12 protein-coding genes and 1 pseudogene are annotated in these 18,553 nt (G+C 50.2%); 3 read left to right on the forward strand and 10 right to left on the reverse strand.

What is annotated here, in order from left to right:
- The first annotated feature begins 226 nt into the window (after positions 1 to 226).
- Positions 227 to 933, forward strand: a pseudogene (locus AADEFJLK_RS21280) (IS6 family transposase).
- A gap of 37 nt (positions 934 to 970) precedes the next feature.
- Here AADEFJLK_RS21280 and AADEFJLK_RS21285 read toward each other — a convergent pair.
- Complete coding sequence (locus tag AADEFJLK_RS21285) at positions 971 to 1,252, reverse strand: transposase-like zinc-binding domain-containing protein (protein ID WP_249028109.1); 282 nt, start codon at positions 1,250 to 1,252, stop codon at positions 971 to 973.
- A gap of 200 nt (positions 1,253 to 1,452) precedes the next feature.
- On the opposite strand from AADEFJLK_RS21285, the gene AADEFJLK_RS21290 reads away from it, so the two are divergent.
- Positions 1,453 to 3,048 (forward strand): DUF262 domain-containing protein, encoded by a 1,596-nt coding sequence (locus AADEFJLK_RS21290; RefSeq protein ID WP_103975689.1) that lies wholly within the window; start codon positions 1,453 to 1,455, stop codon positions 3,046 to 3,048.
- Positions 3,038 to 5,122: a DUF262 domain-containing protein gene (locus AADEFJLK_RS21295; RefSeq protein WP_103975690.1), complete on the forward strand. Its 2,085-nt coding sequence runs from the start codon at positions 3,038 to 3,040 to the stop codon at positions 5,120 to 5,122. The genes AADEFJLK_RS21290 and AADEFJLK_RS21295 overlap by 11 nt, the downstream gene beginning before the upstream one ends.
- 51 nt (positions 5,123 to 5,173) lie before the next feature.
- Here AADEFJLK_RS21295 and brxL read toward each other — a convergent pair whose 3' ends face one another.
- The 9 genes from brxL to AADEFJLK_RS21340 are packed head-to-tail and all read right to left on the reverse strand — an operon-like array spanning position 5,174 to position 18,520.
- On the reverse strand, positions 5,174 to 7,228 hold the full coding sequence (brxL, locus tag AADEFJLK_RS21300; protein ID WP_103975691.1) for a protease Lon-related BREX system protein BrxL: 2,055 nt from the start codon (positions 7,226 to 7,228) through the stop codon (positions 5,174 to 5,176).
- An 8-nt stretch (positions 7,229 to 7,236) separates the two neighbouring features.
- Positions 7,237 to 9,843, reverse strand: a complete 2,607-nt coding sequence (gene pglZ, locus AADEFJLK_RS21305; RefSeq protein WP_103975692.1) for a BREX-1 system phosphatase PglZ type A — start codon at positions 9,841 to 9,843, stop codon at positions 7,237 to 7,239.
- 51 nt (positions 9,844 to 9,894) lie between these two features.
- Complete coding sequence (locus tag AADEFJLK_RS21310; RefSeq protein WP_103975693.1) at positions 9,895 to 11,139, reverse strand: RNA-binding domain-containing protein; 1,245 nt, start codon at positions 11,137 to 11,139, stop codon at positions 9,895 to 9,897.
- Positions 11,140 to 11,150: 11 nt separating this feature from the next.
- Positions 11,151 to 13,811 (reverse strand): TrlF family AAA-like ATPase, encoded by a 2,661-nt coding sequence (locus AADEFJLK_RS21315; protein ID WP_103975694.1) that lies wholly within the window; start codon positions 13,809 to 13,811, stop codon positions 11,151 to 11,153.
- 1 nt (position 13,812) lies between these two features.
- On the reverse strand, positions 13,813 to 14,016 hold the full coding sequence (locus tag AADEFJLK_RS21320; protein WP_103975695.1) for a hypothetical protein: 204 nt from the start codon (positions 14,014 to 14,016) through the stop codon (positions 13,813 to 13,815).
- Positions 14,013 to 14,201: a hypothetical protein gene (locus tag AADEFJLK_RS21325; RefSeq protein WP_103975696.1), complete on the reverse strand. Its 189-nt coding sequence runs from the start codon at positions 14,199 to 14,201 to the stop codon at positions 14,013 to 14,015. Before AADEFJLK_RS21325 ends, AADEFJLK_RS21320 begins: the two co-directional genes overlap by 4 nt.
- Positions 14,194 to 17,871 (reverse strand): BREX-1 system adenine-specific DNA-methyltransferase PglX, encoded by a 3,678-nt coding sequence (gene pglX, locus AADEFJLK_RS21330; RefSeq protein WP_103975697.1) that lies wholly within the window; start codon positions 17,869 to 17,871, stop codon positions 14,194 to 14,196. Before pglX ends, AADEFJLK_RS21325 begins: the two co-directional genes overlap by 8 nt.
- Positions 17,868 to 18,290: a type II toxin-antitoxin system VapC family toxin gene (locus AADEFJLK_RS21335; protein WP_088619245.1), complete on the reverse strand. Its 423-nt coding sequence runs from the start codon at positions 18,288 to 18,290 to the stop codon at positions 17,868 to 17,870. The genes pglX and AADEFJLK_RS21335 overlap by 4 nt, the downstream gene beginning before the upstream one ends.
- Positions 18,287 to 18,520 carry a hypothetical protein gene (locus tag AADEFJLK_RS21340; RefSeq protein ID WP_088619246.1) on the reverse strand — a complete coding sequence of 78 codons (234 nt, stop codon included), beginning with the start codon at positions 18,518 to 18,520 and terminating at the stop codon, positions 18,287 to 18,289. Before AADEFJLK_RS21340 ends, AADEFJLK_RS21335 begins: the two co-directional genes overlap by 4 nt.
- Positions 18,521 to 18,553 lie beyond the last annotated feature (33 nt).

Here is an 18,553-nt window from a genome sequence, read left to right on the forward strand (position 1 = left end):
TTGTTGGGTGGCGAGCGAGTGACCAGGACGGCTGGGGCAGCCGAAGGCATAAGCGGTCGCGTGATTTTTGCTGATTGACCGGCAAGGATGCCGAAGCAATCTTTCGCAAAAATAGCGACTCCCCTTAGGTCTCCTCACTTACTTCAATTCACCTTCTTGGCATTCCGGGTTCTGTCGCAAACTTTCCAATTTTGGGGGATAATCCGCCCATTTTCGTTGCCAGACTATGAAGATCAGCTTTAAAGGCGTCCACTATCCGAAAGACGTTATCCTGTACGCGGTTTTCTTCTATGTCCGGTATGGCGTTTCCTACCGCGCCCTGGAAGAGATTTTGGCGGAGCGCGGTGTCACCGTGGACCATGCGACCCTGAACCGCTGGGTTGTCCGTTATTCTCCATTGATCGCCTTGACGGCAAAAAGCCGCAAACGGACGGTGGCCGGCTCTTGGCGCATGGACGAAATGTATATCAAAATCAAAGGCGAATGGGTCTGCCTGTATCGCGCGGTCGACAAGTTTGGCGACACCGTTGACTTTATGCTGTCCGAACGCCGCGACGAAGCGGCGGCCACCGCCTTCTTCAGGCAAGCCATTGACGGCAATGGCCTGCCCGAAAAAGTGGTCATGGACAAAAGCGGCGCCAACCTGGCCGGATTGGAAAACATCAACGTCTTGCGGGTGCTGGCAGGCCTGCTTTGCCTGATGGTCGACATTTGCCAAGTCAAATACCTCAATAACCGGGTGGAACAGAATCACCGGTTCACTTGTGCCCTGGGGGTATCAAAAAGATAATCGAGCCAATGTTGGGGTTCAAAGCCTTCCGTTCCGCCCAAGCGACCCTTAATGGGATATAAACAACCCATATGATCCGCAAGGGGCAACTCGCCGGAAAGACACTTCCCGCTTACCAGCAATTTATCAATTTGGCAGGCTAGTTTTGCCCGCCAATCAGGCCGGGCTCGGCTCTTGTAACTATTTGCGACAGAACCCAAGGCTGATGCCCGCCAAGAACCGGTGCCGCCACCGGCAGCTTTTGCAGCTATAGCGTTGCAGGCCGCTGGCGGAGCCGTAACGTGATAACCGGATGCCCGCACCGTGGGGGCAAGCGGGGTTTAATTCGAAACGGGCCTCAATCACCTCAAGGGTTTCGGGCAGGTCGGTTTGCTGGTTAAGGGTGGCCTTGGCCAAATTACGCTGATGATGGCCAAGCCCCCGGAGACTTGACAGCAATTCCTTAAACTCTTCGGCAATCATGGGCTTATCCCAGTCGGATGGTGGCTGCCTAATTCGACATGGCTTTAGCGGTATGATTCCATAATTAACGGTGACATAGCCTTCTGAATTGTTGCCTAGGCCGCCACCGACCCCTCCAATTTGATGGGTTGGTGCAAATCTAAAAAGTCGAACATCGCGTATAATTCCCCCAATAATAAATCCAGAAAAGCAGCAAGCGCATGACCCAACCGAATGAAAAAAACGATTCAATTAAAGTAGAAAAAAATACCCTGTGGGCATTGATGCAGCGGCCTTTGGCGATTCCCGATTATCAACGCCGTTATTGTTGGGGCAAACAGCAAGTGGAACTGTTATTGGAGGATATTAAAACCTTGCTAAAGTGCAACGGCCAGCTGCCGTTGTTTTTAGGCACGGTGATATTGCATCAGGAAAAGGACAAGGCCAATTTGGTTGATGGTCAGCAACGCTGTTTAACGCTAGCCTTGTTATTAAACGCCTTACAGAAATTAGCGCCATCAAACGAAACTCAAGCTCTTGGCTTGATGAAGGCGAAGTTTCCCGATAGCCAGTCACGACAATCCCTTATAGCTAATTACCAATACATAAACGCTTATCTTAATACCGAGCCAAAAACCGATGTTACGGCGATGCTCAATACCTTATGGGAAAAAATGGAATTTGTAGTGATCACCATTGATTCGATTGATCAAGCCTTTGCCTGTTTTGACAGCCAGAACAGTTCAGGTAAACGGCTGACCGATTTTGATTTACTCAAAGCCCGGCATTTACGCGGCGTAGTGTCCGGCCCAGCGGTTGGTATGGGCTGCTCTTACCTTTGGGAACGTTACGAAAACCAAAAAGTCGGTAATAGCCAACGCTTGGCCTATTACTTAACAGAACAAATTTTGGCCAGAACCCGGATGCGCCAACGTAATAAAAATGTGGATGATCTGCAATTGCCCCATGAATTTGCAGTGCATACCTCAGGTGATGGCTTAAAGATTCCACTTTCGCCACCTACGGCCGTGGGTTTTTACCGTTATTGGCAAGTGGTGTGTCTTCCGCATACCGCTAACACCGTCCCGTTTGAGTTTTCAATGGTGTTAAGTGCGGTCAATAACGGCTACCCGGCATATAAGGTCGACGATATCACCCAGTTGCCCTTGCAATTGAACCAGCCCTTAGTGGGCGGTGAGCAGTTCTTTTTTTATATCGCCAAATATACCGAACTGTATCAGCGTTATTTCCCTGAAGATGTGACCGGGCGGGATTTTATTGGCCCGATAAATCTACAGAAGCAGCCCTTACTCTTACAGCAGCCTCTTTTACGGCGACATCGGCTATTGGAACAAGGCCAAAGCGCGGGCTATTCGCGTTTGATAGAAATATGGTCAGCCTTGGTGGTGTTTTATTTGGACTGTTTTGGAGACGATGAAAACTTTAACGCGTTTGTATGCATTAGTGACCAATATGTGTTTAGTTTACGCATTACCGCTGACGTATTACGCAGAGATTTGGTTGAAAAGCATTTCAAAGACCATCAGGTATTTGGGTCCTTGCTGGAATGCCCTACTTCTTTACAAGCCTTGGCCTACATTAAAGATCAATGTGATAAGCAAGCTAAGGTTATCAATACAAAAAGCACCGAATTATCTAAAATTCTGACCAGAAAATCAGGCGTGATCTGGCGGTATTTAGAACAGTTTTACCCAGCAGATCCTGGTGGAAGTTGGCACGCAAAATATTATGAAACATCACTATCGGTTGCCATGAACGGCATAATAAACCCTAAGGTGGTTTCAAATGACCAATAATGATAATGCGTTAAGCACTAAAAAATACAGTGCCGAAATGCTGACCCAAGGCGATTATCGGATAAATTTGCCGTTTTTGATACCCATTTACCAACGCTTGTACACCTGGGAGCATCAGCATGTAGAACGCCTGTTGGTGGATTTATGGGCGGCCTACCGATCGGATCAGCCAGAATATTTTATTGGCGCGGTGGTTGTCAGCCCCGCTAATGCTAATCCGACAAACAAATATCAAGCCTTAGAGTTGATAGACGGACAGCAACGGATGACAACGCTATGGTTAATCGCCTCGGTATTAGTAACTTATAAGGCATTAACTGCCGATGCCGATTCCCTACAGCAATGGAAAAAATTTATGGCCTTAGGTGACGATTCTTCGCCTATGGCGAGGTTAGATTTTTTAGGCAGGGAAAATGATAAAGCGGCAGTAAGCAGTTTCATTAAAAACTGGTGTTGCAGCTGTGACGGTAAATCGTGTGATAGTGACTGTAACGGATGGTTAAAAAATGAGGCGATGTCCGTTGCGCGTAGCACGATCAGCCGTTTTTTGACCAGTGAGCAATATGAAAAAACCGATATTTCAGAATCGCAAAATATTGCTGATAAAATTCCGGGGTTTAGCGCTTATATTTGGTCAAAAGCCACGTTTGTTATTACCCGGCTACATTCTGGAACCGATAAAAACCGTTTTTTTGACACCATGAATAGCCGTGGCATCCAGCTTGAAAAACATGAAATTTTAAAAGCCAAACTGTTGAATGGCATGGATGAGCCGTCACGGCAACGTTACGCCAAAGCATGGGATTTGTGTGCGGATATTAACGGCTATATGCCAACGGAATGTCAAGAGAAGTTTGATTATGGCAGGATTGTCTTGGATGAATATTGTATTAATAAATCGATTGAAATCTCTAGAGCTAATAAAGCGCAAGATGACTTTACCTTAGAAGATATTCTGAGTAAGCCCGAGTCGGATCCACAACCACAGCCACAGCATGAAGAAAAGAAACAAACTAAAGCGTACAGGAGTGTCGTATCTTTTCCTGTTTTCTTGCTGCATGTGCTGAGAATTTTTGTCTGCCATCAAAAGCCTCCCGCTGCGTTAAAAGACATATCAGTGGATGATAAAAAATTGATAAGCCAATTTGAAGAAAATTTGGCTTTTGAAGATAAGCCCTTATGCAAAAAGTTTATTGGATGCTTGTTGGAATGCCGTTTATTGCTCGATAATTTTGTCATTAAAGGCCATGTCGATGAAGGGAGTGAATTTGCCCGATGGGAAATTTGGTCGCATTTGGCGGGTAAAAAAGCCGATACCCGTGATAAACGTACGGGGCAAACGTGGGATTCAATTACCATGCTGCAAACCATGATGTATTTTAGCCAAGATACCACCCGCGCCCCTTGGTTGACAGACCTGCTAAAGGGCTTACGCGAGGAAACCGAAACGAAAGGACGTTGGGCAACAGCGGCTGATGGTGGTTGGTTGTTGGCGCAATTGCAGCAACAAGATAAACAATATGCCGAAAAGCGGCTGTCTGGCAATACCTTAGAAAAAATAGTGGGGGCTGAAGGTAAGGGCTTAAGCACAAAAGTCCCCCATTATTGGTTTTTCAAATTGGAATATTGTTTGTGGGAGTTATGGTTTAACAAAAATCAGACAATATGTGCCTGTGCCAAACCGCAGCCGCTAATTGAAAAAAAACCTAGCTTTCGGATGCGTCATGTCACATCAATTGAACATGTCAGCCCACAAAGCCGGAATAATGGAGATATTACTGACTTGTTGCTGGATAGGTTCGGCAATCTGGTGTTAATTTCTGTGGGCGCCAATTCCAGTTACAGCGATAAAGACCCGTCGGTTAAAGCCGCTGAATTTACCCTGAAGTTGGACAAAGGCATGGTTGAATCATTAAAGCTCGCGCATATCTTCAAAAACGGTTCAGGTAATTCCTTACGATGGAACGATGATGATCTGAAAGCCCATGAAACAGAAATGTTAGCTGTATTGAAAGCGTTCCATCCAGAGTTGGAAAAAAACAATACCTGCGACCAGGAAGATAATAAGGGGTAAAATCCCGTCTGGCAACAGGTCATATTCTAAAGCGATGCGGCTCTTGGCCATTTATTCGGCCCCCAACGCCTTAAACACCGCGTCAACCGGATCGGCATAAAAGCTGATTTGGAATTTTGCGAACAGCTCGCCCCTGACGGTCGGAATATCGCTGACACTGGCCATCGGCAACAATATCCGCTTGCCCCCCGAATCAAAGGCCATCTGTAACGTTTCCGCCAGATTTTCAACGGGGATAATGTTTCCGCCCAAGGTCATGGTACCTAAAATAAGCATCTGGCTTTGCACGGGCTTATTCAGGATGCCTGAGCAAAAGGCGATAAACCCCGCCATTGTTAAGGTAAGCGATGGCCCGCTGTTATGCAATTCAACCAAATGCAAATGATAGTCGCGGTCTGCCGCTTTGGCGGAACCGCTGACCCTAGAAATATTGCCTTTATAATAATCAAATCCGACTTTGACGGCTTCTTTGGCTTGGGTGTTGCTGCCAAAACCGGACAGGTTCAGCTTGCCATTACCCATGGCCATTTGTGTTTCAATCCTGAACAACCCCAAATGGCCTTTGGCCCCTTGGGAAATGGTATGCAGCACGCCCGCTTTTAATGTGCCTTCCGGTATCAGCTTATCGCCGCCTTGCTCCGGGACGGCCACAAATTTTTCTTCCAGCGTTTCTTGGTCGATATAGCTGAAATGCACGTCAAAAAACTCCATGCCGCCGAGCTTTTTTAATTGCTCTTTAACACGGCGGCGGGTTTCCAACGCGTACTCAAGGCATTGCGCAACGGCGGCCTTGTCATAATCGCCATGCGGGTAAAGCAGCTTTAACAAACCCGATACCGTGCGCCGGACGGCAATGGTGTCGCGTTGGTTGAGGTTATTGCCCAGCTTGAAATGTTTATCAATGGCATCGGCAAAGCTGCGCTTACGCATTTCGCGCATAAACTCGGCCAAGTAATCGACAATAAAGCCATATTGGTTGGTGAAAAACTCCGGGCGCATTTTGGGGATTTCCCAGCCAGGGATGTAGGCATGGAAGCGGTCAAAAAACGCGGTGTCAATCATCACATCCGGGAACGGCGTCAATAAGTGGCTAGTTTTGACCAACGTATCAACGGATTGGTTGATGTTGCCGATAAACACCATACTGGCCGACGCCACAATGGAATCCCGCCCCCTGGCAAACGAGCCGGAGGCCATAAAGTCTTTCATGATCTGGATGCCGTCCTTGTCCTTAAAGGCTATGCCCGCCACCTCATCAAACGCCACGACATCCCATAACCCCACCAAGCCGATGCTTTGCCGCCCCAGATTATAAAAAAGGTTCGCGACGGTGGTCTGTCCGCCGGAAATCAGAATGCTGTTGGGGCTGACCTCCTTATAGATATGGCTTTTCCCCGTGCCGCGCGGCCCCAATTCGCAGACGTTATAATTGTTCTCCACAAAAGGGATCATGCGTGCCAGCAAATGCCATTTGGCACGGCCAGTAAAATGTGCAGGCTCCATGCCGGTCGAGCGCAGCAAGACATCCAACCATTGCCCGGCATCAAAAGCCTTACGCCCTTCAAATAAGGCCTCCATATCCATATTGGGCATCTGGATGGGCTTTAATTCGGTGATTTGAAAAGGCGACCCGGCCTGCCCTTCCTCAAACACATAATGCAGCGTGATGATGCACCAGATGCCCCCGGCCAACAGCTTTTCATAGGCCTTAACCAAGCGGTCAGAAATTTCAACGCCCTTAACCCCCAGATTGAACAGCATGGCTTCGTAGACATCACGGCGTTCGTTCAGCTTGACGGCGACCTTATCAATCACCTTATAACTGCCGCTTTCCCTGATTTTGGACTTGATCTTTTCGGCTTCATCAGGGCGCACATAATTATCCGCCAAGATGCGCTTGACACTGGCCAAACCGGCCTGGATAGTCTGCTCGTCATCACTGGCGCAATACATGCCCAGCAAATATTCCAACACATACACCGGCACATTCGCGCCTTCCTTGACCAGCTTGGTCAAATCCTTACGGACGACCTTACCGGCAAACGTGTGGTTTAATAAAGCGTCCAGACTCGTGTCCGTCCCGTTAGGGGGTGGTTTCCCGTCCATCATTCCTCCTAAAAATCGTTACTAAAGGCCAGATCAACTTGCAACGGAACCCGCAGCATTTCGACTTTGGTCGTTGCGTCACGCGCAACCAGAAAATAATCTTTATTACGGTCATAAGCACCCGATAACACGGTCAGCACGACCGAGCGTTTGCGCTCATCCAGCAATTGGGAAGGGCTGTCAAAAGTGACCGTCTGTTCATTACTGATGGGCTGGTCGCCATCGCGTAAACAGACCACCACCGTGCGGGGCAAAACCCGTTCGGACACCGCCTCGTTCTGGATAAACTCAAAACGTTGGGTATTGGTGACGACCTTATTGGATGCGCCAAGCAAACTGATACTGGCCGCCTTAGTCTTGGCCAATTCCGATTCGCTCGCCCGGACGGTGATCACCGGCACCACAATCTCCTGGGGCATGGCGCCGCCATGCACAAACCGTGCGCCGCCCGTAAAATGAAAGCGGTTAATGCCTTTGGGTAGCCAAAAATCCAAGCTGCCATCCGCCCCGGTGCCCGCCGTCAACGCCGTATTGCCAGACCAAGCCTTGGCATTAGTGCCCAGACCTTGACCCAACACATAACGCTTTTTCGCCAGCAATGTCCCTTCCGGCTTATCAGCCAACACCGATTTGTCGGCTTCCGCCAAAGCCGCTTCCTGATAAATAAACCCATGATCGGCGGTCACCAACACGTTATAGCCGTTCAGGCTATTGACGATAAAGCCCACCAATTGCGCCAATTCAATGACGGTATCGGCAGCGGCTTCAAAGGTCTTGGTTTCAGAGGCTTGTTTGTCGCCAATCAAATCAATCCGGTCGTGGTAAATATAGATAAGCCGACGGTCACGGACAAATTCGCGGCCTTTCTCTTTGCCCATAGCCACCAAATCTTCGGCCTTAATGGCCGCCCCGCCATGCAAACCTAAATAAGCGCCGCGTTGCTCCATTGAAGACACCGGCTTACCGTCCGCGCTCAGCTCCAGATTACTGTTAATCTTATAGGCCAAGCGCTGATGGGGCAATAAAGCCGCCATGCCCAACCCGGTATAACTGGGCAATACGCCCAGCATAGCGGATAGCGAGGCCTTAATCCGGCTCTTACTGTTGATGGCCTGCGCCAACTCCTCGGCCACCTCAAAGCGGAACGCATCAGAGATGACGACAAACACCCGCTTGGCGCCGTCATCGGATAGCGGCGCCACCACTTTGGCAAAAAAGTGCTGTTGGTTAATCACACCGGGTAACTGCCAAGATGACAACAAACCTGACCCGCCCTCAAGAATATTGCCCCAAGCCGAACTGAGCTGGGGCATAAACCAACCCGAATAAGCCGCTTCAATGCGCTGTTTCACTTCATGCAGGACTGACCAACCCATCGGCTCGACCAATTCGTAGGCCCGGTTAAAATGCCGATAGCCTTGGTCAAACCTAAACAATCCGGTTTGATAAGCCAAAAACCCCGCCTTACCCGAAGCAAAACTAAAGCCGTCCTGATACTGGTCTTTCAATGCCAAAAAGTGGATGGCGGCTTCTAAGGCATCATAACTGGCGGCTAACGCCCGGTTGACATCATGGGTGTTCGCCAAAATAGGATTCGCCCAATGCCCATCCCTGCGCCGGGCAATCAAGGCCAGCACCGCCTCCAGAGCCGCCCCCGCCCCGCCCAAAACCCGGTCTTTCAAATCACTGATGATCCGGCGTTCCACATCTTCAAACGTCATCACCTCAGCCAAATCATCGGCGGACAACCCGGACAACAGGTGCGCCAACGCCAAATCCTGGCCGACAGCGGCGGACATCAGGTTATAGCTTGAATAATGCGCCATATCCGCACGCCAGCGTGACGCGAAGACGGACGCATTGGCGGCAAGACGGCGTTCCGGCAACACAAAATGTTGCAACGCCCCGACCGGCTTGGCGAGGACTGAGCGGGAAAAATCGGTCACCAAAATGCGGAACAACAAATCCCGCAAACCGGGCTTGGCTTCCGCATAACCCAACTGTGTTTTCACCGCTTGCCAAAAAGCTTCTTCCAAATCATTGGCGATAATGTCCTGCCAGATTTTCGGTTGGGCATTCAGGTCAACCTCGCCTTCCTGCACAAAAGCCACGAACAAACGCAGCAGGATGGCGAACAGTTCCGGCTGGTCGGCACGCACTAACACCGCCAACATTTTCCGGTCAAGGTCATCGGCGGTGTCGCTGGCAAGCACCAACCGCTTTAAGCGCCCGACCCGCGCCGATGAGCGCAAAAACTTCGCCCGCGCCTTTAAATGCCCGCGTAGGGTTTGCGACACCAGCCCTAACTCCGCCAACAAAATAGAAGCCGAATCGGCTTTAAAAGACTTGCTGCGCAGACGGATATCCAATAACCAATCGGCATAAGGGTCAGGTTCGGGCTGGGTGCTGTACAGCAGCCAACATTGCCCAGGCTGGCGTTCAATAGCCAATTTGACTTGTAACGCAGGCGTGTCCTGCAACCGGACAAGCGCGGCATTATCGGGTACGAGATTGTCCACCGTTGCGGCAAACTCGCCTTCAGCATCGTGCCAAAACACGATGGGCTGCACAGCAAACAAGGCCGCTAGGGAATCGGTGATACGTTGTAGGCTCAAACTGTTAGCTTCCGTTTAAAAATTATTCTGGGACGGTGCGGGAATGCTCCCTTACAACGCCGGACGTGCGGGAATCACTACCCGTAAATGATCGTCAGTAAGATCAAAATCCGCCTCTTTTCCAGAAAACAAACGCGTCAGAGGAATTATTTTTCTCCTAACCCCCATGCCGCGGGCATCTACATAGCCATAATCACGCATAATTTCGACAATGATGGGGTTTCTGGCCGAACGCTGGCCTGCAAGCATTTTCTCGACCGTCATGGAGTTTTGCAGTGTGCCGGGGCTGATGACTTCCAGCCGATCGGCATAGTTGACAACTTCAACCTCCGTTGAGCGCGTCCAATCGCGATGTACAAATGCGTTTAAAATGGCTTCACGGATAGCATCAAGCGGATAGCGGTAACGCGGATCACGCCGGAGTTCTTCATTAACTTCGGAACTGTCCTCAGAAATGAAAGGCCGCATCCGGTCAGACAGGCGTTCGACCAAGCCGTCTTCAACCAGTGTCCGGCCTTCACCAGGCCGCACTTCCCATAAAGCGATCAATGGGCCATCTAATACCGTATCGTCCTGAGCCTGATAAGCTTTCTCGGTGCCGGCAAACGACATCCAACGGACCCCGGCATGTCGGAGGCTCCGTCTTGGACTACGGCCAAACAACACCAATCCGGCCACCGTGCAAACGGCAGGATCGCCATCAGGGCGCCCCACCATTAAGCCCAAGCCTTTTAAACGTTGTTCCCATTCTTCACCCGATTGCGGGGGCGTCAAATCCCCAATGACATTCAGCAAATAATCCGTTAAACGGCTTTGGTCAAGGTCTTCCAGACGGCTGCCTGAAACCGGCAAAACTTCGCTGTGCAACATGCCCCCGCTCTCAAACAAGCGGGCTTGTTGCTCCCGTGTGGCCAAACGGGACGTGCTGCCGACACGGACGTAAATGTCCTCCCGATTGTCCTTGCGTAGCACATAAGGTTTTGCCGTACCTTGGGTAAAAGAAATCACCGCAACCCTTTTGCCGCCATCAAATTCAACTTCTTCATAGAAGGGCAGGATCATAGGATGGACATAGCGGCCAAAAACCGTATCCATAACCCATGTTTCCAGGCCGTCGCGTTGGATGCCGCTAATGCTGCCGTCGTCTTCAACCCCTAACAGCAGCTTACCGCCTTGAAAATTAGCCAAGGCGACTATCTCTTTGGCCAACTGCTCCGGCCGCAAATCGTCCCTTTTAAATTCCACGCCGGAGTTTTCGCCATTGGCAATGATTTCCAGCAACTCACTTTTCAACATAAAAACGGCCTTTAAAATTCATACTTTTCTTTACGCTGGATAAAGGCGGCACGGCCACCTTCCAAGATAGCGGCGACTTGGTCACGGATGACCGGCACATCAATCGAGCCTTGCGCATCCGCATCCAATGAACCGCGATTGTCCACGGCGGTAAACACACCAATCCACTCGGCATCACCGAAAACCGGGATATTGGCATTGTGGGTGGCAAACAAAAATTGGCGGGTCGTCTTGGCGGCCCGCAACTCATGGACGATACGTTCGGCAATGAACGCATTATCCAGATTGTCTTCCGGCTGATCCATAATCAACGGGTCAACATTCTCCAACAACAGCATGTGCAAGATGGCGGTGCATTGCTGGCCTGTTGAGAGTTTGTCCAACGGTTTGAATAGGGCTTCTGCTTCACCATGGGCGATGTTTAGAGAAATCCCGACACGGTGGTCGAGTTCCAACACCTCCAATTCCATCAATTGCGCAGCAGGAAGTTTAGTCAGCGCATCTGCAACGAGGGGTGAAATGCCCAGTTCAAACTGAAGGTTTACGGGCCCTTGCCTTATCAAGGACGCTAACGCCAATGGCTTTAGGGTGTCCGGCCCATCAATCCAAGCCAGGCGTTTCTCGCCAATCCCATCCAACCGACAGCCAAGCAAGAAAGCTTTTAACGGTGTTCTGTCGGCCTCAACGGCAACCTCGACTTTCAGTTTGCCTTTAAGTCGGTTATTCAATTTTTTGGCGGCGCTGAGTAACGATTGGGTATGCTGTTCGCGCAGGTCGGATACTTCTGCAAGCAAGTTGCGCCGTTCCTGTTCCAGGGAATCCTTTAATTTATTAAAAGTGGCAACGCGTGCCGTCAGCGGTTTAATTCTCTCGATTTCACGCAATAACTGCTGATAGGCCGTCCCTACTTCCTGACCGCTTTTGCCGGATAAGATGGGCAGACTGCGTAATGCCGTTTCCAACTCCGCTTCACCCTGTTGCAGGGCTTGCCGCCATACCGTCAGATCGCTTGCTTGCCGACTTTCGCCTTCCGTCAGCAGCGTTTGTAACGCGTTGGCATAATGCCCAAAGTGTTGCTGAAGGTGCTGCAAATTCTCGCGGATGGGAATAAGTAATGGGGCATTTGGCAACCCTTCCAGAGCCTTATCACTGATAAAGGTCAGATCGGGGAGATTGTCGCGTAAGGCGGCCAGACCTAACTGCAAATGCTGGAGCTCTTCATTTGCACGCATTGCGATTTGACGTTCCCGTGCGAATAATGGCGTTTTCGACAATTTCTCCTGGATACCCAAAGCAACAAAACCTTGCAGCTGCTCTTCCAATTTTGGTAAGCGTGCGACTTCGGCTTGCAAGTCGTCCAGATCGCCCAATGATTTCAGCAGCTTTTGCTGATTCTCATGTAGGCGCTTTTGTAAACTGGCATTGTGTTGGGCAAAGCCGCCATCGTTTGGCAAAAACCGGTCTAAAAGCCGGAGCCTGCTTTGTTCGTCCTGGGCTAATTCGTAGATTTCGTTTTGCCCGTAGATGTCGATTCCAGGCAACAAGTCCCTAGGTTGCAAGGTAGAAACATTGCCGTTTACATCCCGGACGATAGGCAATTCACCATAACGGCGGGACACCCGGTAGCGATGGCCGTGCTGGGCAGATGAGATAAGCTCAACCTCTATCCGACCAGACTCCTTACCCAAATTTTCCTTAATAAGCTCCGAATGGAGTTTTTGCGCCTGCTTGCTTTTAGGTTGGATGTCGAGCGCGTAACGTAAACACTCCAACAAAGTCGATTTGCCCGTACCGCGCCCTCCGATAACCGTGTTCAAATGGGGAGAGAAGGTAATATTCAGCCCATCCAGATAACCGCCAGACACGCTCATTGATACAATCTCACCCGTAGGCTGTTCTTCACTTTGAGAATTCAACCGGATACGCGATTCTGGATCAAGGAACGCCACCTTAAAAGCCTCAAAACAGGGTCGGGTCATTTTAATCCAACAGGTGACGCCGGCCTCATCCAGATCGGCGGGTTTTGCCACATCTTTGGCGTTGATGACTGCGAGCGGACGTTCGCGTTGCCAGTTTGGGTCCACATTTTCAACGATCCGCTTGAATTGGAATGGCAACTCAGAAATTGGCCCTGGTATTTGTCCTGCACGGACTAGAGCATGATTTTTCCAGACATGCACCAAACCGCCGCCGTCTTGGTTTAGGCGAAGCAGGCCGTTTTTGCCGGTGATATGTGCCGCATACCAGAAGCCGCCAAGGTCACTTATTATTCTGGCCAGCTTCAGGCATCCGAGGTTTGATGGCGACACTTTTTCTTCGGTGTCGGTTAAATCAAGTTTGCCCAAGTAACGGTTCAATTGATCCTTACTTGTCCCTTCCGGGAACAGGCACACCATGTGGATTTTCTCGGTCGAAGCAATTTCAAAACCGGGAAAAACTACAATGCCATAGGGTTCCAAAAACGAGCGCAAGGCATCGACACTATCCACACTGCCATGATCGGCAATTCCTATGACTTTAATGCCATGTTCCAGACACTTGTCCAACAACTGTTGGTTATAGGTTGCCTCAGTCAAGCCGTGTTCGCCGCCACGGTAGTCTCCGTGGTAACTGAACGGGTTGACTTGTAAGGCGCAACGCCAAAATCGCGCTTGGTTGTATTGCCCGCTCATATCACTCCTTGACAGTGCGATAACTTTGACTATCAATGTCCCTGTCCGAAACCACATGACCACCGATTGAATAATAATTGGGTATCCCCAAAGCACGGTTGGTGGCTTGGGCGCGGTGAACTGCAACATTGCCTATAGCCATCATATCCATAGCTTCGCGTAAAACGGCCGCATCGGTAACGGGTTCAAAGGTTTGTTGTTTCATAAAGACTCCAAAGAGGCGATAAAACGCATAAAAAGATCAGGCGCCGTTTCTGTGACCTGATGGCCTTTACCCGTGGCAAGGAGATCAAATCCTTCGCCAGTATTGGCAAACAGTTGCCAGCTATTCACTAATGATGCCAAACTGCCGTTAGGGCCGCCAACGATGACCAAATGAGGCTCACTCATCCTTACCGCCTGTCACCGCCTTCACCTCGGCCAATAAATCGCCAAACTTGCCGTAATTGACTTTTACGCCGTCATCCAAATCAAGCGCGATGCGCAGGTCGGCGTAGTGGCGGAGTTTTTCATCGTAGGCCAATAGCTCAAGGTGTTTTTTTCTGAGCCTTTCGATGTCCTTGTTCAGTTTGCTGCGGGTGGCGTTGCCGACAGCAGCTGCGGCATCTTTTTCCAGCATATCAAGGCGCGATTGCATTTTTCCGGTCAGCGGCACGACATATTCGGTGCGCATTCGGGATAATGTGCCTTCGTGGTAACGGTGCAAATACACCAAAGCCTGGAATGCGCCGTGTTTGCCGCTGGAGAACAGCCAATAAATCGGGCGTTTTTTGTAAGTTTGCAGATGGTTTTTATAAAAGCTGCCGGCAAGATAACGGCGGAGGGTCTCTTGGGCGGTTTCGGTCGGTTTTTGGCCTAGGCTTGCCGCCAGCCACGCGAGGTTTTCATCCTGGGTGTCAGCACCCCACACCGCCAGTAAAAATTCGTTGAGGCGGTTGGCGGCATCGTCCTCAAACCAGAGTTCATCGGTGATCGGCACAATGCCATCGGCATCGGCGGGAAAGCTGGGGTAACGGTCAGGGTCAAAACCGATATTACCCGCATGGGCGTAGATTAAACCGGGTGCATCCAAGCTATAACGCCCCATCATGCAGCTGACGGCATAAGAGACTAGGCGTTGGCTGTCTTTTTCACGGTCGGCGCGGGTTAGGGTTATTTGCTCTTCGGGTACGTCCGGCGACAGCTCATCTTGCAGGCCGTAGGCTTCGATGAATAGGCGATTGTTTTCTTCTTCCAAGCGTTTCATTTGCGTGATGGCTTCATGGTTTTTCAATTGCCATTGCTTGAAGCATTGTTCAAGGCTAGTTGATATGTAGATTGGATTAGCAGCTTTATCGCTAAACGCCGTCATTCCTACCGGAATGACGGGGCGGATAGTGGCTGCGGGTATGTTTTGTTTTTGGCAAATCAGCTGGTTTTCTGTGAAATCCCATGAAATCTCGAACGAATTCCAATCTTGCTTTGCAACTAGTTTGGCATCCTCGACATTTCTGATCACCACATCGGGAGCGATTGGCCTAACAATTGGAAGTTTTCCGAACGGACCCTCGTGGTAATCCATAGTCGGTGATAAAGCCGAAAAAAACTCATTCGCCAACTTTGTATTTGTAAAGCCGAGAATTAAACTTCCATCGTTAGTTAATTTTGGGAAACAGACCGCCCCTTTTGACTCAAAAATGAATCCAGATGGGCAATAGCGAGTCGTAAAGTCACCGGAAGTCAATGTGGACCAAGTTACCCCCTCATTCCCATAGTAGCGCTCGTTTCTTATATTTGAGCCTTGATGGTTCTTTATCGCTGCGCCTGAATATTCCCAAAGGACAACGAATTCGTGATTCCCATACCATCGTCTTCTTGCTCCACCTTTTTGACATGGCACCCAATGCAAAGTTTGACCAGTACTGCTATTGCTAAGTGGTGTAAATTTATCAAAAGAGATTTCAAACCAACGGCGTAGGAATTTATCATTTTCTCCCGTATCGAGGCCTTTACGAGGAAAAGCAATACCTTCGATTAACTGCGATTTGCTCCAAACTGTTCTTACGTTATCCGATACCCAGTAGGAAATTGGTGCTCCAGGGATAAATTTAAATCTATCGGGCTTGGCAATTTTATAACGATGATTTGGCACGGGAAAGACTCGTGGCCTTTCTCCTTCAACTAGATCAGCATAATCGCAAAATGAAAAGCTACCAGCATAGTCGTCAATGTGCCGATTGAGCATGACAGTCGCAGCCGTCCCAAATGCAATGCCCATCACGCCATTTCCCATGTGAACCATGCAGGATAATGTTCGCTCTTTTAATAACTTTTCACGCATGGCTTCATAAGACGACAAAAACATCCAGCTCTGCATCGTCACCATACTGTTAAAACCAGTCGGTTTGCACCACTGAAAACCACGCTCCATAAACATGGCAAACAAATCCGATTTACTATCAGGAAATGTACGTTTAGCAAACGCCTTCAAAGCCGGATTCATGCCCTTGCCGCCCATATACGGCGGGTTAGCCACCACCACATCAAACTGCATCGCCAAGATAACCGCTTGCCGGATAAACGGCAGTAAGGTGGTCGCGGCGGTTTTTTGGAAGCTGTCGCCTTGGCTTGCCAAAGTTTGGCATTGCGCCAATAGGTCTTGTAAAGGTTTGGCGTATCCGGCGGGGATTTGGATCAAGGCACCGAAAGTTTCCGCGTGTTCAAACAAGGCCAAGGTGTTTTTGATGAGCTGGTATTGGCTGTCATCAATGGCCTGGGTCAGGTCGGTTTGCGGGTCTGCAAATAAGGAGCTGGTCGTACCGCGTTGGCTTTGGCGGTTTACGTCCAGCCGTTGCCATAACAGCGGCAGGTTCAGGTTGTTGCTGGCTTGAATCGCCAGCACATTGAGTTGGGGCGGGTTATCCAGCAAGCGCCTGTCATCGGCGCGGGCTTTTATCAGCAAGGCAAAGCCTGCCAGTTGCGCGGCGCGGTCGTCAATGTCCAAGCCATAGAGGTTTTTTTCCAGTATCAGGCGGGGTATGCTGCGGAGCGGGTAGCCGCGTTCCAGATAGATGGCTTTTAATACAGCGTAAGCTTCCACCAAGATATGACCTGAACCACAGGCGGGGTCGAGTACGGTGATGGTTTCAGGATTAAGGCTACCGCCATCTTCTGCCCTGCGGGATTGGATGAGCGCATCCAGTTGCGTCTGCACTTCAGGCGTTTGCTCGGCGGGTCCGATGTAGTATTCCCATTCGTTTTTTAGCGTCGATTCTGGATTTGCCATTGTCGATAACCGCCCGACGCTGTTTTGCACCAGGTATTTGACTATCCAGTTCGGGGTAAAAAGCTGGGTGGCGGCGGGTATGTCTTCGCTTTTGACCACTTTGCCGATGACTTGGTCTTTTTTCTCGCTGATGTAAAATTGGTACAGCCAGCCGATGATTTCGATGTCTTGCCAGTCTTGTTCGGGAATGGCGGCGACCAGTTTGGCAATGACCGAATCGGTCAGCAATAAGTTGTCGGGCAGCAGCAGTTCGCTTTCGTTGTCGATACGCTCAAACAGGAACGGCATGGCCTTGGCTAAGGCGTTGCATTGGGCAATCAGGGCCAGGCGGTATAACTCGCCGTCTTTGTCGCCCGCCAGTTTGAGCGCGATGGCTTGCTCGGCGTTCAAATCGGGCAAGCCGCCGTTTTGCGCCAGTTCCGCCGCCGCGTTCAGCAGTTCCGGCAAGCCGCCGTCCCGGCTGGACAGGGCGCGATAACCGTGGCTGAGGTAGTCGTGGATTTCCATATAACGCAAGGCGGCAAAACGGTTAAACCAGGTGTAGGCCACGGCCTCCAACGTCTGGCTAAAGCCATCTTTGTCGATACGGGCCAGCAGTGCGTCCCGTTGACGGCTGATTTTGGCAGGCCAGGACTGTCCGGCAATGATGACGAAATCACCATTTTTTTCCGCTGGCGCAATGGCCAGTGTGCCGTTTTTCTCCGCCAGCCCGATCCGGTTGGCGCGGGCGGTGACGGCGGCGATAAAGTCTTTCCGCGCTTGGGGGGCGTAGGTTTTGAGTTTGGCTTTGTTCATCCTGCGTAATCCTGTAAACGCACAATATGACCAATGTCTTGTGCTTTGCGGTAGTAAACTTCATCGGCAGTGATGAATTTTGAGCCGGGTGTGTGTAATGCAACGGCGTGGTAGAGGGTATCGAACAAATGATGCCGATAACGGATGGAGAGATCGATTGCTGTTGTATAAATCTCTGGCCCTTGGGTGATGTGACATTCGACGCACAACAAATCAAACAGGTCATCTAGGGCTTCATCGGGCTTTTCGCGGGCCAGTACCGCCGCCACTTCCGCAATAAAATGCGGCGGTTGCAGTAGTTGGATTCGTCCCGCGCCCACACTTTCCAAAATGCCCAATGCCAAGTCGCAATCAGTTTCATTATCCCGCCCCTGAAAGAACCATTTGATGGCGACGCTAGCATCGACCACCAATATCATGGACGGCCTTCTTCGCGTGCTGCACGAAATTCTGCTTCGGTGATTGCCGGCGCATGTTTGCGCCGTTCTACTATACTTGCAATCGCATCGCGGCTGCGTTGTTTACGCTGGGCACGTTCAACGGCTTCGCGCATCAGTTCGGCAATGACGGCACTCTTGTTTTGTCCTTGGTAAGCGATGTTAAACGCTTCTTTAACATCGTCTGGGATGCTGAAATTCATAGTGGCCATAGTAATCTCTCTTAGCTTGTTGAAGTTTTCAAC

Origin of the sequence: Methylovulum psychrotolerans, from assembly GCF_002923755.1 — a bacterium.
Classification (GTDB): Bacteria; Pseudomonadota; Gammaproteobacteria; order Methylococcales; family Methylomonadaceae; genus Methylovulum; species Methylovulum psychrotolerans.